A 22102-nucleotide genomic window follows, 5' to 3' on the forward strand; every position below is an offset into this window, starting at 1 on the left:
ACCCTGGCATGCCAGGGTTTTTTCATGGGTTGATGTTGATCGACGCCAGTACCTGCTTCTGCCCCATGGAACACGGCACGCCTTCCGGTTGCGCCCGTACCGCCTCGATCACGCCCAACAACTGCGCCTTGCTGTGCGCCAACTGCGTTTGCATCACCTCGATCTGCGCCACTTTACGTTCCAGGCCCTCAATCAGCGCCTCACGCTTGTGCTCGCCTTCGGTCGGCATCAACGCTTTAAGCTCCTGCAACGTAAACCCGGCCTGTTGTGCGCTCTGGATCAACTGCAGGGTCTGTAGTGCCTGCGGCGCATAACGCCGATATCCATTGGCCTGGCGCCCTACCTGACTGATCAACCCTTCCGCTTCGTAAAACCGAATGCGCGACGCCGCCAACCCGCTGAGCTTTGCCAATTCGCCAATATTCATCGCTGCGTCCTTCTTACCTGCTTGACATTAAAGTTAGCTTTAAGCTTAGCCTGAGGCCTCTGTCAACGAGGACTCAACCATGTCGCCCTTTTCAGCCCTGCCATTGCCCAACGGCCAGACCATCGGTAACCGCATCGCCAAGGCGGCGATGGAAGAGAATATGGCCGATCTGCACCAGGCGCCCTCTGAAGCGCTCATGCGCCTGTACCAGTCCTGGGCCGACGGCGAGCCAGGGCTGTTGCTGACCGGCAATGTGATGATCGACCGCCGCGCCATGACCGGCCCTGGTGGGGTTGCGCTGGAAAACGAGGAACACCTGGACAAGTTTCGCCAGTGGGCCACCATTGGACGCGCCAAAGGTGCGCACTTCTGGATCCAGCTCAACCATCCAGGCCGCCAGACCCAGGCCAACCTCGGCCAACAGGCCTGGGCGCCTTCAGCGGTAGCCCTGGACCTCGGTGGTTTTTCAAAGATGTTTGCCCAACCCAAAGCCATGGGCGAGGAAGAGATTGAGGAAGTGATCGCACGTTTTGCCACCAGCGCACGCCTGGCTGAAAAAGCGGGTTTCACCGGCGTACAGATTCATGCGGCGCACGGCTATTTGCTCAGTCAATTTCTCTCCCCTTTGAGCAACAAGCGCACGGATCGCTGGGGCGGCTCCCTGGAAAACCGCGCGCGTCTGTTGCTGGAGGTGGTGAAGGCCGTACGGGCGGCTGTCAGCCCTGATTTTTGCGTGGCGGTTAAACTCAACTCAGCAGATTTCCAACGCGGTGGTTTTGATGCCAACGACGCCCGCGGTGTGGTCGAACGGCTCAATGCATTACCCCTTGATTTGTTGGAACTGTCCGGCGGCAGTTACGAAGCACCGGCCATGCAAGGTGAAGCACGAGACGGTCGAACCCTGGCCCGCGAAGCGTATTTCCTCGAAATGGCCAGCGAACTCGCACGCCTGGCGCATATGCCGGTGATGGTGACCGGGGGCATCCGCCGCTTGCCGGTGGTCCAGCAGGTGTTGGACAGCGGCATCGCCATGGCCGGGATCGCCACGGCCCTGACCCTGGAGCCACAGTTAATCAAGCAATGGCGCGAAGGCTGTGACCTCAACCCGCAAATACCGCCTATTCGCTGGAAACGCAAACCACTGGCCGCCCTGGCGACCATGGCGGTGGTGCACCATCAGTTGCGTCGACTGAGTCAGGGGCGTCGGCCGAAACCAGGTATCGCGCCGCTGCTCGCGCTGATCAAGGATCAACTGTTCATCGCTAAACGCACCCGTCAGTACCGCGCGGCGATGAACAATTAGTCATGTTAGTGGGTGAGTATTCAGCGTTCTGAGGTTGTCCTCTATTGATCTGCGGTTTTTAACCTCACTGACGATGGAGTTCCTCATGGCGAAAATCACCCTGGCCCAACAGCTGGCGACCACCCTTGAGCAGGCAGGCATCAAGCGCGTCTGGGGCCTGACCGGCGACAGCCTCAACGGCCTGACCGATGCCCTGCGCACCATGGACAGCATCGAGTGGATGCATGTGCGCCATGAGGAAGTCGCCGCCTTCGCCGCTGGCGCCGAAGCGGCTGCAACGGGCGAACTGACGGTATGCGCCGGCAGTTGCGGGCCGGGCAATCTGCACTTGATCAACGGGCTTTTTGATTGCCATCGCAACCACGTACCCGTACTGGCCATCGCCGCGCAGATTCCCTCGTCGGAAATCGGCCTGAACTACTTCCAGGAAACCCACCCTCAGGAGCTGTTCAAGGAGTGCAGTCACTTTGTCGAACTGGTGACCAACCCGGCGCAAATGCCTCACGTGCTGCATCGCGCCATGCGCTCGGCCATCCTCAATCGCGGCGTGGCGGTAGTGGTCATTCCGGGGGATGTATCGCTGCTGGAAGTGGACGACAAATTCAAGCCATGGCCCGCGCTGATGGCGCCACGCACCCTGCCGGCAGAGCAGGACCTGCAGCGTCTGAGCGCGCTCCTCAATCAAAGCAAATCCGTGACCCTGCTGTGCGGCAGCGGTTGCGCCGGCGCCCACGATGAGGTGGTTGCGCTGGCCGACGCCTTGGGTGCGCCGGTGGTGCATGCGCTGCGAGGCAAAGAGCATGTGGAGTGGGACAACCCCTTTGATGTCGGCATGACTGGCCTGATCGGCTTCAGCTCGGGCTATCACGCGATGCTCAACTGCGACACGCTGATCATGCTCGGCACCGACTTCCCCTATCGCCAGTTCTACCCCACCGACGCAAAGATCATCCAGGTTGACCGTAACCCACAGGCGCTGGGGCGTCGCGCCACCCTGGACCTGGGCATCGCCGCCGACGTCAGCGAAACCATTCAAGGCCTGCTGCCACGCCTGACCCGCAAGACCGATCGCAGCTTCCTTGCCACCTCCCTCAAGCATTACGAAAAAGCCCGCCAGGGCCTGGATGACCTGGCGCAGCCGTCTGCCGCCAACCGTCCGATCCACCCACAGTACGTGACCCGCCTGCTCAGTGAACTGGCTGACGACGATGCGATCTTCACCGCCGACGTTGGCTCGCCCACAGTCTGGGCCGCGCGCTACCTGAAAATGAATGGCAAGCGTCGGCTGATCGGCTCGTTCAACCATGGTTCCATGGCTAACGCCATGCCTCAGGCTATCGGCGCCCAGGCAGCATTCCCCGGTCGACAGGTCATTTCGCTGTCGGGCGACGGCGGTTTCAGTATGTTGATGGGCGACTTCATTTCCCTGGTGCAGTTGAAATTGCCGGTGAAAGTAGTGGTGTACGACAACGCCTCACTGGGGTTCGTCGCCATGGAAATGAAGGCGGCCGGCTATCTGGACACCGGCACCGAGCTGAAGAACCCGGACTTCGCCGCCATGGCCAATGCGATGGGTATCCTCGGTATTCGTGTGGAACAGTCCGAGGACCTGGAGCCTGCCTTGCGCCGCGCCCTGGCCCATGACGGTCCGGTGTTGGTCGATGTGGTCACCGCCACCCAGGAATTGGCCATGCCGCCCAGCATCAAGCTGGAACAAGCCAAAGGCTTCAGCCTGTACATGCTCAAGGCGGTGATGAGCGGCCGTGGTGATGAGGTGATCGAGTTGGCGCGGACCAACTGGTTTCGCTGATCCATCTCGTCAGTAATGGCGAGAGGCGCCGTAACGAACGATCACCTGGGTCACCGCTGCGACGATGACCGGGTCAGCATCCGGCGCACTGAACAGGCGGAACTCGGCATCGGGCAGCGCTGGCAAACCCTGCTCGGCACCGAGTTCCACCAACCCGTGAGACACCTGGCTACGCGTCATGGGCGCAACGGCAAATCCGGCGAGGGCCGCCGCGTGCAATCCTGCATAACTGGTACAGAGCATCGCCGTACGTTGCGTAATACCTGCCTGTGCAAGGCGGCTCAGCGCAGCTTCCCGATAAGGACAAGGCTCTGGAAACAAGGCCAGGGGCAAAGGTGTCGGCAATGTACCGACCCCTTGTGCCGACCACGCCCACACCAGCGGCTCCTGCCAGAGCGCCAGGCCAGGCTCGCTGGACTCGCACAACGAACCGACCACAACGTCCAGTTCGCCCTGCCTCATCAAGGCCAGCAGCGAACCGGGAATGCTCACCTGTACCTTGATCTGCAGGCCGGGATAGTCGGCGGCAAACACCTGCAAATCACGCAACAAGCGCGCATCGGCGAACTCTTCAGATACACCGATGCGCAGGTCACCGTGAAACGCCGAGCGGGTCAGTTCGGCCCAGGCATCACGGTTCAGCGCCAGAATCCCCCGGGCATACGCCATCAAGCGTTCACCATCGGCAGTCAATTGCTGCGAGCGGGTGGTGCGGGCCAATAACGGTTTGCCAACCTGCTCCTCCAGGCGTCGCAAATGCCCACTGACGGCCGATTGGGTCAGGTGCAGGCGGGTTGCGGCGCGGCTGAATCCGCCCTCATCAACCACCGCAACAAAGGTTTTAAGTAACTGCACATCGAACATAGATAGATTCGTGATCAATAGGTGATTTATATACGATTTATATTCCGCATGGCTCTATGTTGCAATGACGCGGTCACCTCCTCCCCTCATTGAGGCACACCATGACCCTTCTGCTGCACATCGAATGTTCCCCGCGCAAACAGCGTTCCGCCTCCCTGGAAGTGGCCCGCCACTTTATCGACCGCTATCAGCAGAACGTCCCCGACACCGAAGTGGTTACTCTGGATCTATGGAGCCTGGACCTGCCGGAATTTGACGGACCAGTGATGGACGCCAAGTACGCGGGCCTGAACGGAACGGCCTTGACCGAAGAACAGGAAGTTGCCTGGCGGGCAGTGAAATCCCTTGCGGCCTACCTCCATGAGGCGGACGTGCTGGTGTTTTCCATACCGCTCTGGAATTTCGCCGTGCCCTACAAGCTCAAGCACTTTATCGACGTGGTGTCGCAGAAAGACGTGCTGTTCGACTTCAGTCCGGAACACGGCCTGCAAGGGCTGCTTCACGGCAAGAGCGCAGTCACTGTGTATGCGCGTGGCATGGACTTTTCTGATCGAGCGGCGGCGGCCGAGCACCCCATGGACTTCCAGAAGCCCTACATGGAAGCCTGGCTCAAGTTCATCGGCATCACCGATGTGCACGCCTTGTATGTGGAAAAAACCATTCTGGGGCCTGACGTGGATCTGGCGTCGCGGCGCACATCCAATGAGCAGGCGTTGCAACTGGCAGACCGTTTGACCTGACCGCCCCCAAAACACCCAGCCGACACGGCTGGGTGTTGCAGGTCAATATCAGCCCTTCAGTTTCTCTACCCATTTGCCGTAGGCATCGATAAATGCCTGCAAAAACGGTTTGGTCTTTTCCGTCACCTTGCCCGACTCATCAAACGCACTGCCGGCCCCACCCAGATAGGCTTCCGGCTGCTGCATGCACGGCACATCGAGGAACACCAGGGACTGGCGCAAATGGTGATTGGCACCAAAGCCACCGATGGCCCCCGGCGACACACTGATCACCGCCCCCGGCTTGCCGCTCCAGACACTTTGACCATAGGGACGGGAGCCGACGTCAATGGCATTCTTCAACGCGGCGGGCACGGAGCGGTTGTATTCCGGGGTCACGAACAACACCGCGTCGGATGAGCTCACGTGTTGGCGGAAAGTACTGTAGGCTGCCGGCAGTCCAGCACCTTCAATGTCTTCGTTGTAGAGCGGCAAATCGCCGATTTCGACAATGTTCAATTTAAGGTTGGCGGGCGCCAGCTCGGCCAATGCCAGGGCAACCTTGCGGTTGATCGACTCTTTTCTCAAGCTGCCAACCAGTACGGCAATCGTGTAGACCTTGCTCATTGAGGTTTCCTGACGTCTGACTAAAGGAACGTGTAGTTATAGAGTTTTCGCGACCCGATCACCAACAGGTTTTTACAACGCCCATGGCGTTCAAGATGCACCGCGTCTTGTAAGTAACATCTGAAAAAGTCAACGAATAGTATTTTTTTTCCATAGGTAAACTACCCCGCTCCAAGACGGTCTACAGAACCGCAAATCGAGTGTTTATCTCCAGAGGTTCTAAACAGATGGCAGCAGTACTTGTCGGACAGTTCCATGCCAGAGACGCGGAAGGCCGCGTTTATTCCGTGCATGAGTTCCAGGAATCCAACCCGGTGCAGGGCGACCTGGTGGGCTCGGCGCCCACCATTACCTACAAGCTGGCCATTGGCGATCGTGTAGAAAAACTGGATGGCGACGAGTTCCGGTTGATTCAGTCGGGCACCATCATCACCCGCGAATCGCAAACCACCCACGCTTCATAAGCCCTCATTCTCCAAAGGCGATATCCACGTTATCGCCTACACCACCCAACGTCCGATCCTTGCCAAACGAAAACAGGTCAAATGCGGTTTTGGCCTGGGTCGCCGGGTAGTGATATTGACAGGAAACGCCCCCAGCGCGTCATTCCCCGGCGGTTCGTCCTGCTGCCTGCTGGTTGGGTTTTACCAGGCATCTGTCGTGCCCTCCCCTCGGGTCAGTTGGTTAACAGGCTCTGCGTCTTGAACGCATAGGTCTAGGCATAACCCTAGCCAATCGCGTCTGGCCCAACCATGGATTTGCCCAAGCTTCGGATTCAACCATTGAATACAGACCTTGCTGAACATAGACTCCAGCCATGCGTTTACGTCATATCGAAGTGATTCAGGCCATCTTGCAGACCGGACATCTCGGCACCGCCGCCGAATGGCTGCAACTGCCCGTGGCCGATGTGGATACCATCCTCAAAGATGCCGAACAGCAACTGGGCTTCATGCTGTTCGCCAGCGTCAGGGGACGGCTGCAGGCAACCCGCGAGACCCTCGAGTTACAGGGTGGAATTGCCCGTCTCTACGAAACCCTCGACCCCCTGCAGCGCCTGGCCAGCAGCCTGAAACACCATCACGCCCCACCACTGCGTGCGCTGTGTACACCACCGCTGGCTAATCAACTGTTACCGCAAAGTATTGCAGTATTGCGTCGACGCTTTCAGGACACACCGTGCACGCTGTCGAGCCACCCCACCCGCGATATCGTCAAGAGCCTGCTGTTGCATGAGGCTGATATCGGCCTGAGCCTGCACGATCCCGAACACCCGCAAATTCAAGGCATCGCCCTGGGCCAAGGCAAGCTGCAACTGCTGGCGCCCCACGGCTGGCTCAAGCCTCGGCAGAAGTACATCACGCTGCAGGAGTTGGCCGGGCAATCGATGATTGGCCTGGAGGGCCAGGACCCGCTGAGCAGCCTGCTGGACAGCAAGTTGCAGGCCCTGCGCCCACTGCCAGTGGTTCAGACGCGGGTACAGACCTACCAGATGATGCGCAGCCTGGTGGAAGCCGGGGAAGGCCTGGCAATTGTTGACCCGTTCACGGCGACGGGCGCGCGCGAGGCCGGGTTGGATGCGTGCCCCTTGTCACCCCCCATCATCGTGACGTTGTATGCGTTAACGCTGAAGGACAGTACAACGTCTCCGGCCTTGAAGGCCTTGCTGGAGATTGTCACGGAAAAGACCGAAAGCCTGCTGTCCCTCTGATTGGATCAGACCGCTTCCAGCTCAGTCTTGAACAATCGATACCAGAAAATCGCCACTTCCCTGGTCTGTGGATCGATGCCGCGATAGCGCAAGTGATCGATCCCACCCATCACATACCCGCAACGCTCATACAAGCGGCAGGCACCGAGGTTGTTGTTCTGGGTCTCCAGCATCATGCCCGGCAGGCTTTTCTTGCGACTCCAGAACTGCGCCACATCCAGCAACGCCTTGGCCACACCATGACGACGAGCCGGTAACACCACCGCCAGTTCATCCACATGGGCAAAGCCGTTCCAGTTGGTGCTGACCACAATATGCCCAACGGGCCGGTCATCCAGATAGGCCATGAACACCGCACTGTCGGCGGCATCCCGGTAGCTGGCAAACTCCTGCGGATCGATGCCGTAGCACTTGCGGTACGGCAAGACCTGCTCCACCGCCCACTGCTCGACCGGTTTGCCGATCTGCGGCACACCGTAGGCGTTGACCTCAAAGCTGAAGTCATTACCCCACACGTAGGCTTCAAACCCCTCATCGGCGACTCGCACGCTGAGCCCTGGATACTTCGGATTCATCACAGCTTGCATAGCTATCCCTAAACCTTGATGCAATCGACGGTGTAACAACGACCCTTGCCGTCATCTTCGTGTTGCAACCCATGAACATCCGCGACAAACCCCGGGAAGCTGCTATCGAACTCCCGCGCAAAGGCCAGGTAATCGATGATCGAACGTGTCGACTCGGTAAAACGCTCCCCCGGCATGATCAATGGAATACCCGGAGGATAAGGCACCAGCATCACCGCTGCGATACGACCTGGCAAGGCATCGATGGGCACCGCCTCGACCTCACCTCGTACCAACTGGTCGTAGGCATCGGCGGGCTTCATCGCAATTTCGGGCAAAACGGTGTACATCCGCTTGAGGTGCTTGGCCGTGGCATTGCTGCGATAACAGCTGTGCAACTGATCACACAGGTCCTTCAACCCCAGCCCCTGATAGCGCACCGGACCCTGCTGAAAGACCGAGGGCAAGCAACTCGCCAGGCTGGCATTGGCGTCGTAGTTGCGTTTGAATTCCAACAGTTCGGTGAGCAGGGTACTCCACTTGCCTTTGGTAATCCCCATGGAGAACAGCACCAGGAAGGAATACAACCCGGTTTTTTCCACCACCAGCCCACGCTCCCAAAGGAATTTGCTGACCACCGCGGCTGGAATTCCGCACTCGCTCAGGGCTCCACCGGCATTGAGTCCCGGCATCACCAGCGTCACCTTGATCGGGTCGAGCAACACATAGTCTTCGGCAATATCACCGAAGCCGTGCCAGTCCGCTTCAGGTTGCAACAGCCAATCGGCGGTGACGACCCGATCAATACCCGCCACCAGCGGCGGCTGCCAGATCGAAAACCACCAATCTTCAGCGGCGATGTGCAGGCGCAAGTTCGCCAGGGCCCGACGAAAGCTCAGGGCCTCGTCGAACATCTCCTGTAGCAGCGAGCGCCCCGCCGGACCTTCCATCATTGCCGATGCGACATCCAGAGAAGCGATGATGCTGTACTGCGGCGAGGTGGAGATATGCATCATGAACGCTTCGTTGAAGCGGTCACGATCCAGCTGCCGGGCACCGCCATCCTGTACATGGATCATCGACGCCTGACTGAACGCTGCCAGCAGCTTATGGGTGGAGTGCGTCGTGAACACCAGCGGACTGTCCGGGGTGCGCGAGGTGCCCATGCCATAGCGCCCGGCAAAGAACTCATGAAAGGCCGCGTAGGCGTACCAGGCCTCATCGAAATGCAACACCTCGACGCTGTTGCCCAGTTGCTGTTTGATCAGCTCTGCGTTGTAGCACAGGCCGTCGTAGGTGGAGTTGGTGATCACGGCCATCTTGACCTTCGCCGGTCGACCACGGGTCAGTGGGCTGGCGTCGATCTTGGCGCGAATCGATTCGCGGCTGAACTCGCTCAAGGGAATCGGCCCGATGATCCCCAGCTCATTACGCTCCGGGCATAGGTACAGTGGGATAGCGCCGGTCATGATGATCGAGTGCAGCACCGACTTGTGGCAGTTGCGGTCCACCAGTACCAAGTCATCACGGCCGACCATGGAGTGCCAGACAATCTTGTTCGCCGTGGAAGTGCCATTGATCACAAAGAAGGTGTGGTCGGCACCGAAGTTACGCGCCGCCCGCGCTTCGGCCTCGGCCAAAGGGCCGGTGTGATCCAGCAGCGAGCCCAGCTCCGGCACCGACACGGACAAGTCCGAGCGCAAGGTGTTTTCCCCGAAGAACTGATGAAACGCCTGCCCCACCGGACTCTTGCGGTACGCCACGCCACCGCCATGGCCGGGGGTGTGCCAGGAATAATTGGAATCGGCCGTGTGCTGCACCAGAGCCTTGAAGAATGGCGGCAACAGGCCATCCAGGTAACTGCGAGCGGCGCGGGCCACTTGCCTTGCGAGGAACGGCACAGTGTCTTCAAACAGGTAGAGGATGCCCCGCAACTGATTGAGTTCGCTCATGGCATCGGCGGGGGCGTTTTCCAGGGTGACTTGCTCACCCAGGGCAAAGATCGGCAGGTTTGGCGCCCGCACCCGTGCCAGTCGAATCAGCTCCACCATGTTTTGCAACAAATGGGTGTTTTCCCCGGCGCCCTCGGCGGCGATCAGCATGCAGGCCAGGCCGTGATGAGTCGAGGCAACCAGTCGGCCTTCGGCGTAGTCCACCGCCGAGAAAATACTGAAGCCCTCCTGTTCCAGCTCCCGGGCAATGCCCCGGACCCGGTCGCCTGCCACAGTGTCGGCCTTGATGTCACGGTGCACGATAAGGACAGGGAACTTCAGGTCTTTGTACATGAGTGCTGGGCGTCCTGAGATTTATGTACTCAGGGTAGAAGCTCAGAACGGTTGTGGCGAGTGAAGATGCTCAAATGAATGCGGTTAATGTGGGAGCGGGCTTGCTCGCGAAAGCGGCGCTTCAGTCGACATATTCTGTGACTGGCACTCCGATTTCGCGAGCAGGCCCGCTCCCACATTTTAATCCGGTTTAACCAGGCTTATTGCTCGGTCAATTGGCTCCACAACGCGGGAGCCCCGGCAGACTTGGCAATCGCTTCCAACCGCGCCGCATGCTCCAACATGTCCTGCTCGCTGGCACGAATGATCGTGGTCGGCTTGCGGTCAGCCGGCAGGCGACGAATCTCCGAAGGCCGATTGCCCGAGCCTTCCGCCGAACCGTTGCCATCCGAGGCGTTACCGGCCAGGGACAGGCTGGTCTGGCCACCGGTCATGGTCAGGTAGACGTCGGCGAGGATCTCGGAGTCGAGCAAGGCGCCGTGCAGTTCACGGCCGGAGTTGTCGACGCCATAACGTTTGCACAAGGCATCGAGGCTGTTGCGCTGGCCTGGGTGACGCTCACGCGCCATCATCAGGGTATCGAGGATCGAGCAGTGCCGGGTGATATCGGCACGGTCCGTCTGGCCCATCAGGGCGAATTCATTATTGATGAAGCCGACGTCGAACGCCGCGTTATGGATGATCAGCTGCGCGCCGTCGATGAACTCGAAGAACTCATCGGCTACTTCGGCAAAACGTGGCTTGCCCACCAGGAACTCGTTGGTAATACCGTGGACACCAATGGCGCCTTCGTCACTTTCCCGGTCCGGTTGCAGGTACACGTGGAAGTGGCGGCCGGTGAGGCGGCGACCCAGCAGTTCGACACAACCGATTTCAATGATCCGGTGGCCGTCGGTCACCGGCATGCCGGTGGTTTCGGTATCGAGTACAACAGATCGGATGGCCATCAGGGTTCAGCTCTCAACGGTTCGGTGCATTTCAAAGGGCGAGATATTAGCACGCTCTATAACCGAAGCGACCCATGGCAGAAGCCCATGGGCGCGCACCCAACAGTTCTTTACAAGGTTTAGCAAACCTGCTGCTGTTTGCTACACGCGTCGTTGCTAGCCTGCATGCCTCTCTCCGATACGGAATACTCAGGTTCATGTTCAACATAAAATGGCTGTTCACGTTGTGCCTGTTCGGCGCCGCCAGTGTGCAGGCCACCAGCTTTGTCATGACGACTGACGCCCTGGTCAGCCTGTCGATGAGTGCCACCAAAGGCACCAGCAGCAGCTTCAAGGACGACAAAGTCGTGCTGGCGGCCAAGACCGACGCCGCATCGTTTGTCGCAAGCCAAGGTGAAATACGCGGCGTCCAGTTGGAATCGGCGTTCCAGCACATTCGCCACACCCTGGTGGATTTACAGTGCACGGACGAGCAACTCGCCCGTGCGATCCTGATCCTGTGACCGATGTCGATTACTGGGTCTTTTTGATCAGGTTAAAATCCCGCAGGGCTACGTAGGGGTCCCAGTACTCGCGCACAGACTGGATCTGCCCGTCCTTGGCCATGTGCAGAATAGCGATGAAGGTCTGGTGGTAGGGCTTACCGCTTGAACGAATGACACCATCGCTGGTGTACTCAAACACATAAGTCCCTTTCTCAGTGGTCTCAAGCAGGGTCCAGGTCTTGGGATCGCTGTACGTCAAATTGCCCAGTTGCTTGCTGAAGCTGGTGAAGTAGTCGGTCATCTCCTGGCGCCCCTTGTTCACGCGCTTGAAGCCCACACCAGGGAAGTCATCCACTGGCGCATAGGCCAGCTCGTAAGCGCCATCCTTCGTGTAGTACTTGGCCATTTCGGCAGGATGCTCCGACCAACCATCCAGGCTACGCCAGTAGAAGTCAGCCACGTCGGCCTTGGTGTAACCCGGCGACAGGTAGTAAAAGCCGCCCTGCTCCTTGATTGCGGCTTTGGGTTGGGCATTAACCCCGGCGGCGAAGACTGCCGTGGTGACCAGCACGCCCAGTAACCATCCACGAAGACTCATCATGTTTATTACCTCACTCTCGATTGACTAACGGGTTGATTCGGTTTTATTGCGGGCGCAACTTTCCCGAGGAAGTCATCGACTGACAGCACGTGAGGAAGTGGATAGCTGGCCCGTTGTTGAAGCCAGATTAACGAGCTGATCCGCCGGCAGCTTTACCCTGCCTGCTGTTGTGTTGACGCTTCTTGCGCAGTGAGCGGCGTCTAGGGACGACGCAGCTCACTGGCGGACTGCCCGACAATCCGGCGAAACGCTCTAGAAAATTGACTGGCACCGGCAAACCCGGTGTCCAGGGCAATGTCCAGCAGGCTGCGGTCAGTGGTAGTAATCAAGTGCTTGGCCCGGTTGACCCGACACAGCAACAGGTACTGGTACGGTGACATCCCGAAGGTGCGTCGGAATACTCGGGAAAAATGGTAGGGGCTGAGGTTAACGATGTTCGACAAGTCGGCCAGACGCACCTCATTGGCCAGGGACGTTTCAATGTATTCGGTCAAGCGCTGACGTTGCACCAGACCCAACTCACCCGTGTTGCTCGGCGAGGTATCGGGCAACTGCTGCAGTGCTCGCACTTCCTGCATCAACAGCATGACCAGCGTTTCCAGGTACAACATATCGGTCTTGCCGTCACGTACCACCTGATCCAGGCGCTCAAGCAGCCCTCGCAGGAATCCGTCATGACAGCTGATCAGCGGCCTGAGATCCTTTTGGGCGCGATAGGTCGGACAGACCTCGGCCAACTGGTCCTCATCAACCGACACCAGTACATAGCCAATCCTGGCGCGCCCCCCGGTCCAGCCTTCGAACAATGCCCCGGCCGGAATAAAGTCAATGACCTGATCCAGAGCCCGGGCACCGGCTTGTCGCAAGCCGTCGATACTGACCTCGCCATCACTGACCGAACCTTGCCGATAAAGCACAAACTGGTGCTGTTGGCGGCGCATTTCAAACTGGTGAGGACGATGCGCCACCTGCACGCACTCGATAGCGCCCCAGGGCGGCAACGCACGGTGGATCACTTGCGAAATCCCCGGCGGCGTGTACGTCAGGCCTTCGGGCTCGCTCTCCACCGCTTCGTCGAGAAACGCCTGAACATCGGCATGGGGTGAAGAGGACATCCGGCGCTCCCGGGTGAAATTCGGTAAGGTATTAATTAAATGGCCGCTACTTTCGTTTATCAATCAGGCCAGTCATTACGCCATTTTCCCTGCCCGGACAGTATGCCGGGCATACCCCAGAGAACGCGAACCCCAATGATTGAAACTCGATATGCCAGCACACTGCTGATCACCAGCCTCCTCCTGAGCGGGTGCGCATCCCTGCCAGCCTCCAACACCTCGGGCGAGCACCTGCCGCTGATCGTGGCACACCGAGGTGGCACGGCAGACTTTCCGGAGAACACGTTGCTGGCGATCGACAATGCCTTGCGCAATAACGTCGACATGCTCTGGCTCACTGTACAACTGAGCAGTGACGATGTCCCCGTGTTGTATCGGCCGACTGACCTGAGTGCCAACACCCAGGGCTCGGGCGCGGTAGCCGGGAAAACCTGGGCCCAGTTGCAGCAACTCAACGCGGGCTGGCAGTTCAAGCAAACAGCAGCCGATGGCCAGGTGACGTATCCCTACCGCACCCAGGCCGTATCGCTGCCCTCATTGCAACAGGCACTGACCGTCATTCCTGCCACAATTCCCATTATCCTCGACATGAAAGCCCTGCCGGCCGCCCCGCAGGCCAAGGCTGTCGCCCGGATACTGGAGCAAAACCACGCCTGGAGCCGAGTGCTGATCTACTCCACCGATGCCAGCTACCAGCAGGCGTTCGCTCAATACCCTCAGGCCCGACTGTTCGAGTCCCGGGACGGGACGCGTGACCGTTTGGCAAACGTCGCCCTGGCGCACAGCTGCAATCCGGCACCGCAAGCCGGTAGCTGGGTGGCGTTTGAATACCAGCGTAAGGTTGAACTGGTGGAAACCTTCACCCTGGGTGAAGCCCGTTCACCGGTGAATGCCAAACTGTGGACACCCCAGGCCATCAACTGCTTCCAATCCAATGGCAAATTGAACATTTTGGCGATCGGGATCAACAGCGAAGACGATTATCGGGCTGCCGCTTGCTTGAAGGTCGATGCGGTACTGGTTGACTCGCCGCGCACGATGCGGGATGTGAAGCAGCGGCTCGAACGGCCGCTGCGGTGTAACTGACCGTCAGCTCTGCTTGTAACCGCGCACGTCATCCACCCCACGGTTGGCCAACTGGTCAGCCCGTTCGTTGCCGGGATGGCCGATGTGCCCGCGCACCCACTTCCAGGTGATGTTATGGCGATTGCACTGCTCGTCGAGCAACTGCCACAGATCGGCATTCTTCACCGGCTCCTTCGCCGCAGTCTTCCAACCACGCTTCTTCCAGTTGACCATCCACTCATTGATGCCTTTCATGACGTACTGCGAGTCGGTCACCAGCAACACGTCACAACGGCGCTTGAGCTCTTCGAGACCACGAATGGCGCCCATCAGCTCCATGCGATTGTTGGTGGTATTGGGCTCGCCGCCCCACAGTTCCTTCTCCACGCCCTTGCACACCAGCAAGGCGCCCCAACCGCCGGGGCCAGGGTTGCCCTTGCAGGCGCCATCGGTGAAGAGTTCTACGCTATCGGTCATTGCAATATCCATTAGAAAAGGCTGCCGATAAATGATCGACAGGCCCCGAGGCCGAGCAACCCGGCCTGACACCAAAAAGAGAGTTTTACTGTTCGCTGTGCCGGCGATTGACCTTGGCCATCGGCATCGGTACCAGCTTGCCCATTGGTTCACGCCGCACCTGGCGCACGGGTCGCAACCCGACCACGATCTTGCGCGCCACCAGCAGATAGAAACCACCGCCGGACAACTGCCAGCCGCCAGCCTTGCGTTCCCAGCCAGACAGGCGCCCTTGCCATTTGGCAGACGCAAGCGGCGGACGATAGCACCCGAAGCGGCGTTTCTCCAGCGCAAAGCCCAGCAGGTTCAACCAGTCACCCACCCTCGATGGCGAGATACACCGCGCCTGGCGCAACCCGTCATGGGCGAAGAAATGGCGCAGGCCCCAACTGCTCCAAGGGTTAATACCGACGATCAGCAAATGCCCACCCGGACGCACACTGCTGGCGGCTTCACGCAATAAGCCGTGGGGCGAGAGGCAAAAATCCAGGCCGTGCTGCAACACCACTACATCGGCTGCGTGTTCACTCAATGGCCAGGCCTGCTCCTCACAGACAATCTCCACGCCCGGCAACGGCGCGCCCAGTCGCACATTGCGCTGGACCTGAGGTGCCGCCGGCGGGGTTTGTGCCGAAGGCCCGTAATGCACCAGGTAACCACCAAAGAACCGGCCCAGCTCGTCTTCGAGCATGCGCCGCTCCTCATCCAGCAGGAATTGCCCGATGGGTCCGGACAGCCATTCACGGGCCGCGCTGATCAAGGCCAGCCACTCGGGATCGGCCTGGGCGAACGCTTTATCAGTCATTGCATTCTCCAACTCGCCAAGACGTTCTAAGATGCACCAATGTGTTCAGCTTGGCGAATCGAAGAATGATACAGATCAGTGCCCTGCCCGCCTTCACCGATAACTACATCTGGTTGTTACAGGATCATCGCAGCCATCGCTGTGCAGTGGTCGATCCTGGGGATGCCGCGCCTGTCCTGGCATGGCTCAAGCAACACCCCGAGTGGGCACTCAGTGACATCCTGATCACACACCACCACCATGATCATGTCGGTGGCGTGGAGCAACTGAAAAGTGTTTGCGGCGCGACGGTATACGGCCCGGCGAACGAAAAGATCCCGGCCCGGGATGTCGCCCTGCGCGATAACGACCGCATCACCGTGCTGGGCTGGGACTTCGACGTCCTTGCCGTGCCCGGCCATACCTTGGGCCACATAGCCTTTTATCATCATGGCTTGCTGTTCTGCGGTGACACATTATTCGCCGCCGGCTGCGGACGCCTGTTCGAAGGCACGCCCGAGCAGATGCACACGTCTCTGGAACGTCTGGCCGCATTGCCTGACGACACGCTGGTTTACTGCACCCACGAGTACACACAAAGTAACCTGAGATTTGCCCAGGCCGTGGAACCGACTAACGCGGACATCGCCGAGCGCGTGGAAAAAGTCCGCCAACTGCGGGCCAACGGCAAGATGACCCTGCCTTCGACCCTGGCCCTGGAAAAACTCACCAATCCTTTCCTGCGTACGGCTGAAACATCCGTTAAAGAAAAAGCGGACGAACGGAATGGCCGTGATAACCGGTCCGGGAGTGAGGTGTTTGCTAGCTTACGGTCTTGGAAAGATACGTTCTAAGAAGCAGGATTTTGATACGCAATTTCTGAATGGTTGACCGGAACCAAAGCGCTTTCTAGAATCGCCCGACATTTTTGCCCGGAACTTACTTCCAGCCAATGTCGTCATCTATTCGTAAATCCAACCATTCAGACGCATTGACCCGCTTGGCTCAAGCCATAGCGGTGGCTGTTTCCGCTACTCTGGCGGGCTGCCAAACGACTAATTTCGCTGCACAATCCACCGTGCAACCCAAACCGAATCTTGCTGCCAAGATCAAGCAAAAACCTCTTTGGCTATCAGAGAAGCCAAGCCCTCAGGTGCCCCAGGATGTCTGGGAACGTATGCGCCAGGGTTTCCAATTGCAGGACGGGCTGGGCGTCAACCCGCGCATCGAGCAACAGCGCTTGTGGTTCGCCAGCAACCCGTCCTTCCTGGAGAATGCCGGCGAACGCGGCAGCCTCTACATTCATTACATCGTCGAGCGCCTTGAAGAGCGCAACATGCCCCTGGAACTGGCGCTGCTGCCAGTGATTGAAAGTGCCTACAACCCAATGGCCTATTCGCGCAGCGATGCGGTCGGTTTGTGGCAGTTCATTCCTTCCACCGGGCGCTACTTCAACTTGCGCCAGACCCGCGCCTATGACGGCCGCCGCGACATCACCGCCTCCACTACCGCCGCCCTGGACTATCTGACACGTCTGCATGACATGTTCAACGGCGACTGGTTGCTGGCCCTGGCGGCTTATAACGCGGGTGAAGGCACGGTCAGCCGTGCCATCGAGCGTAACGAGAAGCTCGGCCTTCCAACCGACTACTGGAACCTGCCACTGCCCCAGGAAACCAAAGACTACGTGCCCAAGTTCCTGGCGCTGTCCCAGGTGGTGCTGGCGCCCGAGGCCTATGGCGTCAACCTGAACCCGATTGCCAACACGCCGTACTTCGAAGTGGTCGAGGTCAAGCAAAGCATGGACCTGTCACGGGTCGCCGCGCTGGCAGAGATCGATGAAGACGAGTTGTTCCAGCTCAATCCGGCCCTCAAGCAACGCACCACCCTGGACGGCCCGCAACATTTACTGGTACCGACCTCCAAGGCGCAATTGCTGGCCAGCAGCCTCTCGGCGATGAACCCTGAAGAACTTCTCAGCATGCGCCCGAAAAAGGCGGTGTTCGACGAAGTTGAACACAAGTCCGTGGCTGGACGTTCGCGCAGCTACAAGGTCAGGAGCGGTGACAACCTGACGATGATCGCCAAGGCCAACAAGGTCGAAGTGCACGACCTGCAACGCTGGAACAAGCTCAACGGCCAGTCCCTCAAGGTTGGCCAGACCCTGGTAATGCAGGACACCCGCAAGCTGGTGGCCAAGGCTGGTAGCAAGAAGCCAGTGCAGTACAAGGTCAAGAAGGGTGACTCGCTGTATATCGTCGCCAAGCGCTTCAACGTCGAGATGCAACATCTCAAACGTTGGAACCCGCGTACTGGCCAGGCGTTGAAGCCAGGGCAGATGCTGGTGGTTTCCGGGCCTCGGTAAGGCCTTAAAAACACCAAGGGCTGTCTTGTGTGGGAGCTGGCTTGCCTGCGATTGCATCGCCTCGGTCTTGCAGAAGTACCGAGTCGTCTGCATCGCAGGCAAGCCAGCTCCCACATTTGATCACCATGCCCCTCTATACCGGATAAACCTATAGGATCCCTTCCACGGCGACATGCTTTTTCCATTCGGAACAAGCTGTTACTGTACCGATCATAAAGCCCAAGCCGCCTGGATCGGATCTCTGACTTGAAGCGTCCCCTCCTTCTACTAATAAGTCTGGCCTTGAGCTTTTCCACGAACGCGACCATCACCGAGAGCCACGGTTATACGCAGTTCGGCACGCTCAAGTACCCGGCCAAATTCACCCACTTCGATTGGGTAAACCCCGCCGCGCCCAAAGCTGGCACCTTGCGGGTCATGGCGTTTGGCACCTTCGATACCCTCAACCCTTATACCTTCAAGGGTTCAAGCCCGGTTTCCACCGCCAACTTCCTGCAATACGGGGTCAACGAGCTCAATGAGCCGCTGATGGTCGGCACCGGCCAGTACGCCCCTTCCGGCGATGAGCCCACTTCCAGTTATGGCTTGATTGCACAGTCGGTGGAGTACAGCGAAGACCGTAGCTGGGTGGTGTTCAATCTGCGCCCGGAGGCACGCTTCCACGACGGCAAGCCCATTACCGCCGACGACGTAGCATTTTCCTACCGCACGTTGCTGACTGAAGGCCACCCGCAATACCGTACCAACCTGCAAGAAGTCGCACGGGTTGACGTGCTTAACTCCCACCGCATCCGTTTTGTATTCAAGCGGGCCGGCAATCCGCTACTGATCCTGCGCCTTGGGGAGTTACCGGTACTGCCCCAGCACTACTGGAAAGACCGCGATTTCAAGGCCACCACCTTCGAACCGCCGCTTGGCAGTGGGCCTTATCGCATCAGCAAGGTGACGCCTGGCCGGCAACTGGTGTTTGAACGGGTCAAGGACTATTGGGGCAAGAACCTGGCGGTCAACCGGGGGCTCTATAACTATGACAAGGTCGAAGTGGAGTTCTACCGCGACAGCGACGTGGCCTTCGAAGCCTTCAAGGCCGGTGAATTCGATATCTATATCGAGCACCAGGCAAAGAACTGGGCTAACGGCTACAACTTCCCGGCGGTCAATCGCGGCGAGGTGATAAAGGCGCAGATCGCCCACCAGATTCCAACCCAGAGCCAGGGCCTGTTCATGAACAGCCGGCGCCCGGCCTTCAGCCAGACGAAAGTCCGCGAAGCCTTGGGGCTGATGTTCGATTTCGAGTGGACCAACCGCACACTGTTCAGCGGCGCCTATAAACGCGCCCTGAGCTACTACCCCAACAGTGAATTCTCCGCCACCGGGGTGCCGGTAGGCCATGAATGGCTGATGCTCTCGCCTTACCGCGATCAGTTACCGGCCGATCTGTTCACCCAGGCGTTCACTTTGCCCCAGACCGATGGTCGTGGCATTCCTCGGGACACGATGCGTCGCGCCCTGGCCTTGCTGGCCGAATCCGGCTGGAAGCTGTCTGGGCAGCGCCTGCTCAACAGCGACGGGCAGCCGTTACGCCTGGAGATCCTGCTGGTCAATCCGAACCTGGAGCGGATCCTGCAACCTTATGTAGAGAATCTGGCGAGCATCGGCGTCGACGCCCGCTTGCGCACGGTCGACCGGGCACAGTACAAACAGCGCCTCGATCAATTCGACTTCGACATGATTCTGATGACCCTCAACCAGACCCTGAGCCCAGGCCTTGAACAGTGGCAGTACTTCCACTCCAGCCAGGCCGGGATCAAAGGCAGCAAGAATTACGCGGGCATTGCCAGCCCGGTGGTCGACCACCTGCTGGAACAGCTGCTGGCGGCGCAAACCCGAGAAGAACAATTGGCCGCCGGCCGGGCCCTGGACCGGGTCCTGCTGTGGCAGCACTACAGCATTCCCAACTGGTACCTCAACTATCATCGCCTGGCGTACCGCAACCGGTTCGCCTTCGTCACCACGCCGCCCTACAGCCTGGGCCTGAGCGCATGGTGGCTGAAAGCTTCGGAGAAAGCCCAATGATGCCTTTGCGTACTGCGATTCTTGGCGGCCTGTTGTTTTGCGCGGTGGCCAATGCCGCCCCGCAACATGCCCTGACCCTCTACAACGAACCGCCCAAATACCCCGCCGACTTCAAGCACGTGGACTATGTAAACCCCGACGCACCCAAGGGTGGGACGTTTCGCGAGTCCAGCATGGCCGGTTTCGACAGCCTCAACCCGTTCATCAGCAAGGGCGTGCCGGCCGACAATATCACCCTGATCTACGACACCCTGGCCCAGCAAAGCCTGGATGAACCCATCACGGAATACGGCCTGGTGGCGGGCAAGATCGAAAAAGCCCCCGACAACAGCTGGGTGCGCTTCTACCTGCGCCCTGAAGCCCGCTTCCACGACGGCCACCCCATGCGCGCCGAGGACGTGGTGTTCAGCTTCGAGACCCTGATCAAGCAGGGCTCACCGATCTACCGCACCTACTATGCCGACGTCGATGAAGTGGTGGCCGAAGACCCTCTGCGAGTGCTGTTCAAGTTCAAGCGCACCAATAACCGCGAGCTACCGCTGATCCTCGGTCAACTGCCGGTACTGCCCAAACATTGGTGGGCCACCCGCGATTTCAGCAAGGGCAACCTGGAGATTCCATTGGGCAGCGGCCCGTACAAGGTGGCCGAGGTCAAGGCCGGCCGCTCGGTTCGTTATGAACGGGTCAAGGATTACTGGGGCAAGGACCTGCCGATCAACCAGGGCTTCTATAACTTCGATTACCGCGTGACCGACTATTACCGCGACAACACCGTCGCCCTGGAGGCCCTCAAGGCCGGACAGTTTGATTACTGGCTGGAGATCAGCGCGAAGAACTGGGCCAACGCCTACAACATTCCCGCCGTGGCCCAGGGGCGCCTGATCAAGGAAGAGATTCCCAACGGCAACCCCACCGGGATGCAGGGCTTCGTCTTCAATATTCGCAAGCCTATGTTCCAGGATGTACGGGTGCGCAAGGCCATCAGCCTGTTATTGGACTTTGAGTGGAGCAACAAGCAACTGTTCAATGGTGCCTACACCCGCAGCCGCAGCTATTTCGAAAACTCCGACATGGCCGCCACCGGCCTGCCCGGCCCGGATGAACGGGCGATTCTCGAGCCACTGCGTGACAAGATCCCGCCCCAGGTGTTTACCGAAGCCTTCGAACCCGCCAAGACCGACGGCAGCGGGATGATTCGCACCCAGCAACGCGAAGCCTACCAACTGCTGCAAGAGGCCGGCTGGCGCATCGTCGACGACAAGATGGTCGATGCCACCGGCAAACCGGTGACCATTGAGTTCCTGCTGGCCCAGACCGAGTTCGAGCGTATCCTGTTGCCGTTCAAACGCAACCTTGCGGACCTGGGCATCGACCTGGTAATTCGCCGGGTCGACGTCTCGCAGTACATCAACCGCATCCGCTCGCGGGATTTCGACATGGTGGTGGGCAGTTTCCCGCAATCTTCATCGCCGGGTAACGAGCAGCGTGAGTTCTGGAAATCCTCCAGCGCAGACAAGCCGGGCAGCCGTAACTACATCGGATTGAAAGACCCGGCCATCGACCAGTTGGTGGAAGAGCTGATCGACGCCGACTCTCGCAAAAGCCTGATCGCCCATGCCAAGGCACTGGACCGCGTACTGCAGTTCGGCTACTACGTGATCCCCAACTGGCACATCAAGACCTACCGCGTGGCCTATTGGGATCATCTGGGTCATCCAAAGGTCTCGCCTCTGTACGACGTCGGCACCGCCACCTGGTGGAGCAAACCCGACGCCAAGCCGGCCGTGCCTCTAGACTCTGATGCAAGCGCCGATCCGGCGAGCGGGGGCGATTGAG

At 59.2% G+C, this 22102-nt stretch carries 21 protein-coding genes and 1 pseudogene; 11 read left to right on the forward strand and 11 right to left on the reverse strand.

Features of this window, described 5'->3' with window-relative positions:
* Positions 1-22: 22 nt before the first annotated feature.
* Positions 23-427: a MerR family transcriptional regulator gene (locus GNF76_RS14690; protein WP_155583871.1), complete on the reverse strand. Its 405-nt coding sequence runs from the start codon at positions 425-427 to the stop codon at positions 23-25.
* A 79-nt stretch (positions 428-506) separates the two neighbouring features.
* Here GNF76_RS14690 and GNF76_RS14695 point away from each other — a divergent pair, with 79 nt between their 5' ends.
* Together GNF76_RS14695 and poxB are read left to right on the forward strand one after the other, a co-directional pair.
* Positions 507-1730 (forward strand): NADH:flavin oxidoreductase/NADH oxidase family protein, encoded by a 1224-nt coding sequence (locus GNF76_RS14695; RefSeq protein WP_155583872.1) that lies wholly within the window; start codon positions 507-509, stop codon positions 1728-1730.
* 85 nt (positions 1731-1815) lie between these two features.
* On the forward strand, positions 1816-3540 hold the full coding sequence (gene poxB, locus GNF76_RS14700; RefSeq protein WP_155583873.1) for a ubiquinone-dependent pyruvate dehydrogenase: 1725 nt from the start codon (positions 1816-1818) through the stop codon (positions 3538-3540).
* A gap of 9 nt (positions 3541-3549) precedes the next feature.
* Here the strand turns inward: poxB and GNF76_RS14705 are convergent, their stop codons facing one another.
* Positions 3550-4404 carry a LysR family transcriptional regulator gene (locus GNF76_RS14705; protein WP_155583874.1) on the reverse strand — a complete coding sequence of 285 codons (855 nt, stop codon included), beginning with the start codon at positions 4402-4404 and terminating at the stop codon, positions 3550-3552.
* A 101-nt stretch (positions 4405-4505) separates the two neighbouring features.
* Here GNF76_RS14705 and GNF76_RS14710 point away from each other — a divergent pair, with 101 nt between their 5' ends.
* A complete protein-coding gene (locus GNF76_RS14710; protein WP_155583875.1) occupies positions 4506-5144 on the forward strand; it encodes an FMN-dependent NADH-azoreductase in 639 nt (212 codons plus the stop codon).
* A gap of 48 nt (positions 5145-5192) precedes the next feature.
* Here the strand turns inward: GNF76_RS14710 and GNF76_RS14715 are convergent, their stop codons facing one another.
* A complete protein-coding gene (locus GNF76_RS14715) occupies positions 5193-5750 on the reverse strand; it encodes an NADPH-dependent FMN reductase (RefSeq protein ID WP_155583876.1) in 558 nt (185 codons plus the stop codon).
* 227 nt (positions 5751-5977) lie between these two features.
* Between GNF76_RS14715 and GNF76_RS14720 the strand changes: the two genes are divergently transcribed.
* Complete coding sequence (locus GNF76_RS14720; protein WP_155583877.1) at positions 5978-6214, forward strand: hypothetical protein; 237 nt, start codon at positions 5978-5980, stop codon at positions 6212-6214.
* Between the two features lie 4 nt (positions 6215-6218).
* Here GNF76_RS14720 and GNF76_RS29565 read toward each other — a convergent pair.
* Positions 6219-6320: pseudogene (locus GNF76_RS29565) on the reverse strand (type II secretion system major pseudopilin GspG); the annotation flags it as partial.
* A gap of 247 nt (positions 6321-6567) precedes the next feature.
* On the opposite strand from GNF76_RS29565, the gene GNF76_RS14730 reads away from it, so the two are divergent.
* Entirely contained in the window at positions 6568-7461 is an 894-nt protein-coding gene (locus GNF76_RS14730) for a LysR substrate-binding domain-containing protein (RefSeq protein ID WP_155583878.1), read from the forward strand.
* Positions 7462-7466: 5 nt separating this feature from the next.
* Here GNF76_RS14730 and GNF76_RS14735 read toward each other — a convergent pair whose 3' ends face one another.
* The 3 genes from GNF76_RS14735 to dnaQ form a co-directional block, all read right to left on the reverse strand.
* Positions 7467-8036, reverse strand: a complete 570-nt coding sequence (locus GNF76_RS14735; protein WP_155583879.1) for a GNAT family N-acetyltransferase — start codon at positions 8034-8036, stop codon at positions 7467-7469.
* 20 nt (positions 8037-8056) lie between these two features.
* The gene (locus tag GNF76_RS14740) at positions 8057-10312 is read right to left on the reverse strand and encodes an Orn/Lys/Arg family decarboxylase (protein ID WP_155583880.1); all 2256 of its coding nucleotides are present in this window, start codon (positions 10310-10312) and stop codon (positions 8057-8059) included.
* Between the two features lie 200 nt (positions 10313-10512).
* Positions 10513-11253, reverse strand: a complete 741-nt coding sequence (dnaQ, locus tag GNF76_RS14745) for a DNA polymerase III subunit epsilon (RefSeq protein ID WP_178123348.1) — start codon at positions 11251-11253, stop codon at positions 10513-10515.
* A 203-nt stretch (positions 11254-11456) separates the two neighbouring features.
* On the opposite strand from dnaQ, the gene GNF76_RS14750 reads away from it, so the two are divergent.
* Positions 11457-11762 carry a DUF2388 domain-containing protein gene (locus tag GNF76_RS14750; RefSeq protein ID WP_155583882.1) on the forward strand — a complete coding sequence of 102 codons (306 nt, stop codon included), beginning with the start codon at positions 11457-11459 and terminating at the stop codon, positions 11760-11762.
* Between the two features lie 10 nt (positions 11763-11772).
* Here the strand turns inward: GNF76_RS14750 and GNF76_RS14755 are convergent, their stop codons facing one another.
* Positions 11773-12345, reverse strand: a complete 573-nt coding sequence (locus GNF76_RS14755; protein ID WP_155583883.1) for a nuclear transport factor 2 family protein — start codon at positions 12343-12345, stop codon at positions 11773-11775.
* 200 nt (positions 12346-12545) lie between these two features.
* Complete coding sequence (locus tag GNF76_RS14760) at positions 12546-13460, reverse strand: AraC family transcriptional regulator (RefSeq protein ID WP_155583884.1); 915 nt, start codon at positions 13458-13460, stop codon at positions 12546-12548.
* 135 nt (positions 13461-13595) lie between these two features.
* On the opposite strand from GNF76_RS14760, the gene GNF76_RS14765 reads away from it, so the two are divergent.
* Positions 13596-14546: a glycerophosphodiester phosphodiesterase family protein gene (locus GNF76_RS14765; protein ID WP_155583885.1), complete on the forward strand. Its 951-nt coding sequence runs from the start codon at positions 13596-13598 to the stop codon at positions 14544-14546.
* A 3-nt stretch (positions 14547-14549) separates the two neighbouring features.
* On the opposite strand, the gene rnhA is transcribed toward GNF76_RS14765, so the two are convergent.
* Together rnhA and GNF76_RS14775 are read right to left on the reverse strand one after the other, a co-directional pair.
* Entirely contained in the window at positions 14550-15002 is a 453-nt protein-coding gene (rnhA, locus tag GNF76_RS14770) for a ribonuclease HI (RefSeq protein WP_057436798.1), read from the reverse strand.
* 85 nt (positions 15003-15087) lie between these two features.
* Positions 15088-15846, reverse strand: coding sequence for a class I SAM-dependent methyltransferase (locus GNF76_RS14775; RefSeq protein WP_155583886.1), 759 nt, complete (start codon positions 15844-15846; stop codon positions 15088-15090).
* Positions 15847-15911: 65 nt separating this feature from the next.
* Between GNF76_RS14775 and gloB the strand changes: the two genes are divergently transcribed.
* The 4 genes from gloB (at position 15912) to GNF76_RS14795 (ending at position 22101) form a co-directional block, all read left to right on the forward strand.
* Complete coding sequence (gloB, locus tag GNF76_RS14780) at positions 15912-16679, forward strand: hydroxyacylglutathione hydrolase (protein WP_155583887.1); 768 nt, start codon at positions 15912-15914, stop codon at positions 16677-16679.
* 98 nt (positions 16680-16777) lie between these two features.
* Positions 16778-18190, forward strand: a complete 1413-nt coding sequence (locus tag GNF76_RS14785) for a lytic transglycosylase domain-containing protein (protein ID WP_155583888.1) — start codon at positions 16778-16780, stop codon at positions 18188-18190.
* Between the two features lie 246 nt (positions 18191-18436).
* Positions 18437-20266 carry an extracellular solute-binding protein gene (locus GNF76_RS14790; protein WP_155583889.1) on the forward strand — a complete coding sequence of 610 codons (1830 nt, stop codon included), beginning with the start codon at positions 18437-18439 and terminating at the stop codon, positions 20264-20266.
* Positions 20263-22101 carry an extracellular solute-binding protein gene (locus GNF76_RS14795; RefSeq protein ID WP_155583890.1) on the forward strand — a complete coding sequence of 613 codons (1839 nt, stop codon included), beginning with the start codon at positions 20263-20265 and terminating at the stop codon, positions 22099-22101. Before GNF76_RS14790 ends, GNF76_RS14795 begins: the two co-directional genes overlap by 4 nt.
* Position 22102 lies beyond the last annotated feature (1 nt).

This window comes from Pseudomonas spelaei (assembly GCF_009724245.1).
GTDB lineage: Bacteria > Pseudomonadota > Gammaproteobacteria > Pseudomonadales > Pseudomonadaceae > Aquipseudomonas > Aquipseudomonas spelaei.